This window comes from Xenorhabdus sp. PB61.4 (assembly GCF_963894935.1).
Lineage (GTDB): Bacteria > Pseudomonadota > Gammaproteobacteria > Enterobacterales > Enterobacteriaceae > Xenorhabdus > Xenorhabdus stockiae.
The window spans coordinates 64924-73267 of the sequence record NZ_CAWQJR010000195.1 but is presented as its reverse complement, the minus strand read 5'-3'; the positions used below and the strand labels follow the sequence as shown (position 1 = coordinate 73267).

The 8344-nt window shown below is 38.8% G+C and carries 9 protein-coding genes; 3 read left to right on the top strand and 6 right to left on the bottom strand.

The genetic code is table 11. From position 1 onward, the window contains the following. Positions 1–13: 13 nt before the first annotated feature. Positions 14–607: a metal-dependent hydrolase gene (locus AACX68_RS16940; protein ID WP_228858159.1), complete on the bottom strand. Its 594-nt coding sequence runs from the start codon at positions 605–607 to the stop codon at positions 14–16. A gap of 361 nt (positions 608–968) precedes the next feature. On the opposite strand from AACX68_RS16940, the gene AACX68_RS16935 reads away from it, so the two are divergent. Next, positions 969–1508: a YniB family protein gene (locus AACX68_RS16935; RefSeq protein WP_228858158.1), complete on the top strand. Its 540-nt coding sequence runs from the start codon at positions 969–971 to the stop codon at positions 1506–1508. Between the two features lie 362 nt (positions 1509–1870). Here AACX68_RS16935 and AACX68_RS16930 read toward each other — a convergent pair whose 3' ends face one another. From AACX68_RS16930 to AACX68_RS16910, 5 genes are all read right to left on the bottom strand, one after another. Continuing rightward, complete coding sequence (locus tag AACX68_RS16930; RefSeq protein WP_228858157.1) at positions 1871–2734, bottom strand: fructosamine kinase family protein; 864 nt, start codon at positions 2732–2734, stop codon at positions 1871–1873. Between the two features lie 144 nt (positions 2735–2878). Continuing rightward, positions 2879–3754, bottom strand: coding sequence for a metal ABC transporter permease (locus tag AACX68_RS16925; RefSeq protein ID WP_228858156.1), 876 nt, complete (start codon positions 3752–3754; stop codon positions 2879–2881). Continuing rightward, a complete protein-coding gene (locus AACX68_RS16920; RefSeq protein WP_228858155.1) occupies positions 3751–4626 on the bottom strand; it encodes a metal ABC transporter permease in 876 nt (291 codons plus the stop codon). The genes AACX68_RS16925 and AACX68_RS16920 overlap by 4 nt, the downstream gene beginning before the upstream one ends. Further along, on the bottom strand, positions 4623–5522 hold the full coding sequence (locus AACX68_RS16915) for a manganese/iron ABC transporter ATP-binding protein (RefSeq protein WP_228858154.1): 900 nt from the start codon (positions 5520–5522) through the stop codon (positions 4623–4625). The genes AACX68_RS16920 and AACX68_RS16915 overlap by 4 nt, the downstream gene beginning before the upstream one ends. Then, positions 5519–6433, bottom strand: a complete 915-nt coding sequence (locus AACX68_RS16910; RefSeq protein WP_370630271.1) for a metal ABC transporter substrate-binding protein — start codon at positions 6431–6433, stop codon at positions 5519–5521. Before AACX68_RS16910 ends, AACX68_RS16915 begins: the two co-directional genes overlap by 4 nt. A 292-nt stretch (positions 6434–6725) precedes the next feature. On the opposite strand from AACX68_RS16910, the gene AACX68_RS16905 reads away from it, so the two are divergent. Both AACX68_RS16905 and AACX68_RS16900 read left to right on the top strand, forming a co-directional pair. Beyond that, positions 6726–7403, top strand: a complete 678-nt coding sequence (locus AACX68_RS16905) for a transglycosylase SLT domain-containing protein (protein ID WP_228858153.1) — start codon at positions 6726–6728, stop codon at positions 7401–7403. A 151-nt stretch (positions 7404–7554) separates the two neighbouring features. Continuing rightward, positions 7555–8193: a hypothetical protein gene (locus AACX68_RS16900; protein WP_228858152.1), complete on the top strand. Its 639-nt coding sequence runs from the start codon at positions 7555–7557 to the stop codon at positions 8191–8193. The last annotated feature ends 151 nt before the right edge of the window (positions 8194–8344 follow it).

Sequence of the window (8344 nt, the reverse complement as noted above, 5' to 3'; positions counted from 1 at the left end):
AAAATAAACTCAATTATTTGTACAAATTTTGTAATTTATCAATGTGTAATTGATCAAGTTGCAGTTTATCGAATTGCAATTTATCAAAATAATCCATAAATGAAAGATTGATATGTTGTGGAATAAGAATAGCAATTACTACAAGTAAAACTGCTATAAATCGCTCTGCTTTTTTACGTTCTTTTCCCCTCAAGATAGGAATTCGAAAACGCATTTTCAGTGGCCATAAGAGAGGAATACCTGCGGGTGTCAGCATATCTGCGATTAGGTGGCTAATATACCCTATGAGCATGGCATGGATAAAATCAGTTGGTATAGGCCACTCAGGGGGTATTTCAGTCTGAAACAGAACAACACCGACTGTCAGAGCCAGTAGGCTATGAGTGAACCCTCTGTGCCCGCAAAGCCGGGCAATAGGAACGGAAATAAAACGGAATAGTCTACCTAAAGTTGAATGTGGATGATCAATATCTGGTAATAAAGAAGCCAAAAGTACACCGGGAATCATGTGGAACCAATCCCCCTGTGCTATTTCTGGAGTGATTTCTAGCTGGTGAGCCAATACAAGGCTGGCAACTGAAAAGAGAAGGTGTCCTTCTGCTGTCATAATTATTTATACTAGATTGTTTGTTGTATTGATTACTGGAGCTGATTGCTGTTTATGTATACAGTGCGCTAGTATAGAGGGTTTTATCCTGGTTGAACAGGGGGTAAACAAGAAAAATCTTTTATTTATTAACATATAACACTAATATTTAACTGGCCCTTGCCCAGAACATATATCTATACTCAATGGATTTTACATTGCATCGTGGCGGCAAGGGAGCAGTAAATTAGTCAAAAATGAACTTGCCCAGCCAATAAAAAGGAAATTTGAAAGGCGAGGAGTATATGCTTCTGGTGATTAATTCACTTACTTTCGCGTTACAACTTGAAATCTTTTGGATATATGCGCATGAGGAGTATCAATGACGTATTCACAGGCAAGGTATGTAGCTATCACGAAGCGGCTATTGGGTTGGATTATTTTTATACCCGCTTTTTTGTCAACTTTAGTTTCAGTAGTCAATTTGGTATGGCTGCATGGAGTTAAAGGTGATGGTATTAACGCAGTCTTGAATGATTTTTTAAAAATGATGGCTGACGTGATTAAGTTCAATACACCGTTTTTAGATTTTTTTTGGAGACATTCTCCAACACCAGATTATGTGGTGGCGCTCACAGGAGCGAATGCTAGTTTTTTAGTCATCTATTTCCTGATGTTTGTTGGTTTGGCGATGAGCGCATCTGGTTTAAGGATATACCGTCAATTCAAATTTATTAGGGAACAGATTGAAGATCATGTGATCCTTGAGAAAGCAAAAGAAAGTGATGTCACTAAAGAACAGCTGGAAGCTAAGGTAGAATTCCCACGTCACTCATTATTCAGTCAAATATTCACTCTCTATATATCACCTATTATTATTGGTGCAATTGCCTATTTTTTATCAAAATTATTAGGTTGGTGATGCAATATCATAGCTGCGGGATACTGAGTTCCGCAGCTACATCGTATCTGTTGTTTTTCAGATTGCATCTTTGTTGGCAATGCTTGCTCCTCCCTGTCAGTATTTTCATAAACACTACTCCAGTGGACTCGTTTTCTTGCCACTACAGCGTAGTTTGAAATTAATTAAGTATATATTTGTCTGTTTCATAAATTTCACAAAAAGAAATTAATATAATTAATCTTTTGTTATAGTTTAGCTTTCTTACCTCCTTTGATTTTTTATTAATAAAATAATAAACAAGCAAATTTAGATTGATCTAGTTAACTCTTCGATTAGATTTTAAATCTGATTATGTAGCTATTCTGAATCAGATCGGATTTTTATTCGGATAATATATTATCAATGATACTTTGTGCAGTGATAAAATTATCTCCGCCAAAAAGGTTACAGCGATTCAATAAATAATAGAGTTGATAGAGAGGCTGCCGTTCGATGAAATCTGACGGTAGTGGCCAAACGCTTTGATAGCCATCAAGAACCTGTAGAGGGAGCTCAGGGTAAAAAGGAAGCATAGCGAGATCACACTCACGATCCCCCCAATAACAGGCAGGATCAAATGCAACGACACAATTGTGATTTAAAGATGCACAATTCGTTGGCCATAAATCACCATGCAATAAAGATGGTTCAGGTTGATGAGAGTGCAGTTTATTACTGATTTTTTCAACAATTGCATCGATGTTTCCGAATACCATGCCATTATCTGATGCAAGTTGTAATTGCCAGCCAATACGCTTTTCTGCATAAAATTGGTTCCAGCGTTTTTGCCATCCATTAGGCTGGATTGTCGTTCCAAGCATGTTGTCAAAATCAAAACCAAATTTGGGTTGTTCATTCCATTGGTGAAGCCGGGCAAGTTGTTGACCAAAACAGTATGCGTTGTGGGCATCAAATGGTTTGATAGGAAGATATTCGAGTAAAAGGAAGCTATGATTACGGTCATGCCCAACGCCATAGACCTCAGGTACTTTGGTTGTGTTGCTACGGGCTAATAATTCCAGTTGTTCCGCTTCTGTTTTAAAGATAGGCAACATTTCTTTCGTATTGGACTTAACAAAGATATGCTGATCGCCGTACTCAATAGACCAAGAGCGGTGAATATCTCCCCCTGATAATTCCGTTTTGTTGCGGATTTCTGCCTCTTCAAAATGTTCACTTAATAGACGGCTAACAGTTTGCCACATGACTCACCTCATTAAGTTGACAATTACTATGCTCATATTACATACAGATGCAGTGGTTGAACAGTTTAAAACAGAATTTAAATCCTGATTAGCGGGCCATATTTAAATTAGATATAGGCCCCCTAATTTGATTTTACTGAAGACTCACACTGATGGGGATAATATATCCTTGGCCTGTTTTCTATGCATTTTCTTTCTGGCTAATTTTATTTGGTCATAAATAACGGCAAATGCGAAGAAAATAGCCTGAATGATAACAATGCATGCTCCGGTTTCACCATCAATGTGGAAGCTGACTATTGTACCAAGTACACTGGATGTGACTGATGCTATTATGGCAACAATCATCATACGTTCAAAATTCCGACATAAGATAAAAGCAATGATCCCGGGAGATATTAACATTGCAATAACCAGAATAATCCCAACAGCTTGTAATGAGGCAACAATGGTTAGAGCCAAAAGAGATAATAAGCCATAATGCAGCAATTTTACTGGTAAACCGACAACTTTTGCCTGATTAGGATCAAAGCAATATAGCATGAAATCCTTACGTTTCAGAAGAACAACGGCCAGAGTGAATCCTGCAATACACATTATTTGGATTAGTTCATTTTGGGTAATACCGAGGATACTGCCGAATAGAATATGGGTCAAATGTTGTTCTGTATCTATGCGGGTAAAAAGGACCAGACCAAATGCAAACATGCCAGAAAACACAACACCCATAACGGTATCTTCCTTAACCCGGCTGTGCTCTTTCAGATATCCAGTGGCAAATGCGCAAAATATTCCGGAAAGGAAAGCACCTATTACAAGTGGTATTCCTGCAACAAATGCCAGAACAATTCCCGGCAATACTGCGTGGGAAATGGCATCTCCCATTAATGACCACCCCTTCAGCACTAAATAGCATGATAGTACTGCGCAGACAGTTCCCACGACGATCGCAGCCACAATGGCACGTTGCATAAAATCATGCATAAAAGGTTCTGTGATGAACTCAATCAAGGTATTCATGAGTGCTCTCCCTGAGTAAGTGCCTGAGATTCTTTTTTAGCTCGTTGGCGAGAGGCCAGCATACCGTGCTTAGGCGCAAAGAAGAAAGCCAGCAGGAAAATCAGTGTCTGTAAGGTAACGATGACTCCTCCGGTTGCACCATTAAGGAAGTAGCTAATATATGCGCCTATACAACTGGTTAAAGCACCTATGGCAACTGAAATGATAAGCAGGTTCTTAAAGCGGTCTGTCAGCAGATACGCAGTTGCTCCTGGAGTTACGACCATAGCAATAACCAAAATAGCGCCAACTGTCTGTAAGGCTGCAACAGTACAGGCGCTTAATAAAGTGAAGAAAATAATTTTCAGGCGTAATGGGGATAACCCGATAGATCGGGCATGGTTTTCATCGAAGAACACAACCAGTAGATCTTTCCAGAGCAGCATCAGCACAATAAAAGATACAGCAATAATGATTTCTACCTGCAATACATCTTCATCAGCGATCCCCAGAATATTGCCGAGGATGATGGTTTGTACATTAACGGATGTCGGATTTAAAGAAACGATCAATAACCCGGCAGCAAAAAAAGTGGAAAATATAAACCCAATCACGGCATCTTCACGTAATCGTGTGATGTGGCGTACGAGAGTCATCGATAATGCTGCAAGCATACCGGTAAAAAAAGCACCGCCGGCATAAGGTAAACCGAGGGCATAGGCACCGGCAACTCCGGGCACCACAGAGTGGGAGAGGGCATCCCCCATCAGTGACCAGCCTTTTAGCATTAAATAGGCTGACAAGAAAGCACAGACAGCGCCGACAATGGCACTTACCCACATGGCCTTCACCATATAGTTATAATTAAATGGCTGTAGCAACAGTTCCATCATAACTGTTCGTCCTTCTGTTTTTGACTTTGTCGTGGAGGAACATGATTATCATGACCGTAAAATACGGCAGCGCGCTCATCATCTGTAATGACGGTCAGGGAACGAGGATCGTCATCGTCATGGAGTTCAGGGCCAGAGAGATTGATATGACGTAAAACACCGCCAAATGTGGTTTCCAGATTCTTCTGCGTGAATGTAGTTTCAGTTGGGCCACTGGCCAGAACGGTGCGATTAATCAAAATAACATGGTCACAAAATTCGGGAACACTGCCGAGGTTATGTGTGGAGACTAAAATTAAGTGTCCTTCATCACGCAGGTCACGAAGCAAATCAATAATGGCATTCTCAGTTTTAACATCTACCCCGGTAAAAGGTTCATCTAAAAGTAGAACCTTTCCTTCCTGAGCCAGTGCGCGTGCCAGAAATGCCCGTTTTTTCTGTCCACCAGAAAGTTCACCGATTTGTCTGTCACGCAGTTCAATCAGCCCGACACGTTCCAGTGAACGGTGTACGATTTGATGGTCGAGCTTACTGGGCCTGCGAAGGAAGCCCATTTTCCCATAGCGCCCCATCATCACCACATCAGAAACCAGAACCGGAAAGTTCCAGTCTACTTCTTCGGTTTGTGGAACGTATGCAATGATATTCTTTTTCAGTGCTGTTTTTATGGATTGCTCATTAAGGGTAACTTTTCCTTGAGATGGAGTAACTAACCCCATAATAGTTTTGAATAATGTCGATTTCCCACTGCCATTCATTCCTACTAATGCACATATGGTGCCGCCTGTGATATCAAAGCTCGCATCATAAATTGCAGTATGGCCGTTGTTGTAAGTAACAGTAGCGTTATCGACTAATAAATGTGGCTTTTCAAATAATGATGATGCGTTTTTCATTGATTAAATCCTTTTGCGATAGTATCGACTGTCATATTCAACAGATCGATATAGGTAGGAACAGGGCCTTTTGCTGTAGAGAGGGAATCAACATAAAGTACGCCGCCATATCGTGCCTCGGTCTCTTTGCTGACTTGTTTTGCGGGTTTATCTGAAACAGTACTTTCACTGAAAACAACAGGGATTTTATGTTCTATCATCGTATCGATGACACGGCGGACCTGCTGTGGTGTACCTTGTGCTTCGGCATTAATTGGCCATAAATAGACCTCTTTGAAACCATAGTCTTGTGTGAGATAGCTAAATGCACCTTCACTGGTTACCAGCCAGCGTTCATTTTCAGGAATACGAGAAAGGCGCTCTCTTAATGGCGCATCCAGTTTGGCTATCTTGTCAGCATAAATTTTGGCGTTACGGTTATAAGTATCTGCATTTTGTGGATCGTTTTTGACTAAAGCCTTACGGATATTTTCGATATAAATAAGAGCGTTATTCGGAGACATCCAGGCGTGAGGATTAGGGTTCTGATTATAAGGCCCTTCGCGGATCGGGAGTGGGGTAATACCTTCGGTGATTACAGCGACAGGAATATCCTGCATATTTTCAAAAAAACGTTCAAACCAACGTTCCAGATTTAACCCGTTCCAGAGGATTAGATCAGCTCGCTTCGCCTTAATGATATCTTTAGGGGTGGGTTGGTAATCGTGAATTTCTGCGCCGGGTTTTGTAATGGATTCAACAATAGCAGCATCCCCTGCGACATTTTGAGCCATATCCTGAATAATGGTAAATGTAGTTACAACCCTGAATTTTTTATCTGCATGAGCTTGCAGGCTGAATAAGGTAACAGTGAAGAGGGTAATAGTCATACTGAGTATCGGGAGAACAGAAAAAGAACGTTTTTTGTTCATTGTTGTAAACCTTATTTGTTATACATGTGATTGTTGATAATGATTATCAATATCATCTTTGTAAAGTCAAGGTGATACAGTGATATGATTGATAATTTTGCAGGTTATCCTGAATTTTTCTGGTTTCTAAAATCACTATGCGAACAAAAAAACAACATGTTGTCTAGTGTTTTGAAGTTTATTGAATATAACTGCCTCAATTTATTTTGATGAGATATTTAAAAATATTTTCATTTTATTCATAAAATTATATATGCTTTATAAGGTTAATTTTAGTTTAGGAGAACTTTTCGTGAGATTAAAGTTTATTCATGTTCATATTTTTCTGATGATATTGCTAACAGGATGTACAAATCAGGAATCTCAACAAGTAAAAAATGACCATAAATCAATATCGAAAAGAATATTCGGCGACGATGGCATTATGGGGTCGCAGAATAAATTGAATAATCAGAGAAGAGCAACACCCTTTGATAATTTTATTGCACAGTCTGCAAAACGTTATGGGGTGGATGAAGTTTTGATCAGGGCAATTATTCAGGTTGAATCCGGTTTTCGCCCAGAAGTTATCAGCAAATCTAATGCAGTTGGATTGATGCAGATTAAAGCCTCTACAGCAGGTAAGGATGCCTATCGACTGAAAGGTAAGTCAGGGCAGCCCACTATGCGTGAATTGAAAGACCCTGAAACGAATATTGATCTTGGTACTGCCTATATCAGTATTTTGAAAAAACAGCATCTAAGCGGAATTATTAATCCTGAAACTTTATATTATGCAACAATAGTTGCCTATGTTAATGGCACAGGGGCGTTATTGCGGACATTTGATTCAGATCGTAAGCTGGCGATTAATAAAATTAACCGAATGACACCGAATGAATTTTATCAGTATGTCCAGAATAATCATCCTGCACCACAGGCACCTCGTTATTTATGGAAAGTGAAGAATGCCTACCTCAATTTAGAGTGATTTTTAGAGAATTTTGTGGGGTTATAGATTTTAAAAAAGGACAGAATTACTTCGTCAGCATCAGTATTAGCCATACAAGTGGTATGAAACAGGAAAATTTGAATATGGCATTCATACTATAGTTATCTATGTAAACAATGACGGTGAATGTATGTTTGATGACTTGCTGAACTGGGTAATAAAAAATTACTCTGCTATAGCATCAATATTGTCTGCTTTGACAGCGTTTCTCGGAGGTATCTGGGTCATGCTTAAAAATGTCTATAGCAGCCTGAATTTTTTTAGGAATAGAAGGCTCACAAACAATATTGATTATCTTGAGAAATATGATGAATACCTGAGTGAGGAAGATAAAGTCTATATTAAAGATATTATTACTTCTGAGATTATGTTTAAAGTGACTAAGGTTAAATCAAAGGATCTTAGGCACTTAGTCATGCAATTAACCAGTCTAGGCATTGAAGCAGGGTATATATTCGATATTAAAAGATTAAAAAGATATGTCATGGTGAATTCGGATTTTGCAAAAATAAAAATTGATGCTTCTTATGTTTTCAATTATTGGATTGAGAAATTAATGTCTGTTGTTATTTTTGTTTTGATGCTTTTTATTGCATTTAAAATATTATATGTGGATGGTCAGGATATTAGTAGTCTGAATACGGTAGTTATGATATTTCTGATGGTTATTTTAGAATTGCTGGGGATCTGTTTTTTGACGTTAAGTGTATCACCGGGGCGAATAAAAAGAATAAATGCAGAATTGTCGAAGCATAAATTGAGTGATTAGCGTTCAAGTCTTTTCAAACCTTGGGTCAGGAAATCTTGGGGACTGAGAAATTACAGGAAAACAGCCGTTTTTTTGACTAAAAGAATTTATGCCCATTGAATAATAATACCTATGTTGTTCTTTTTATTTGTTGCTGAATGATATGGGTGAT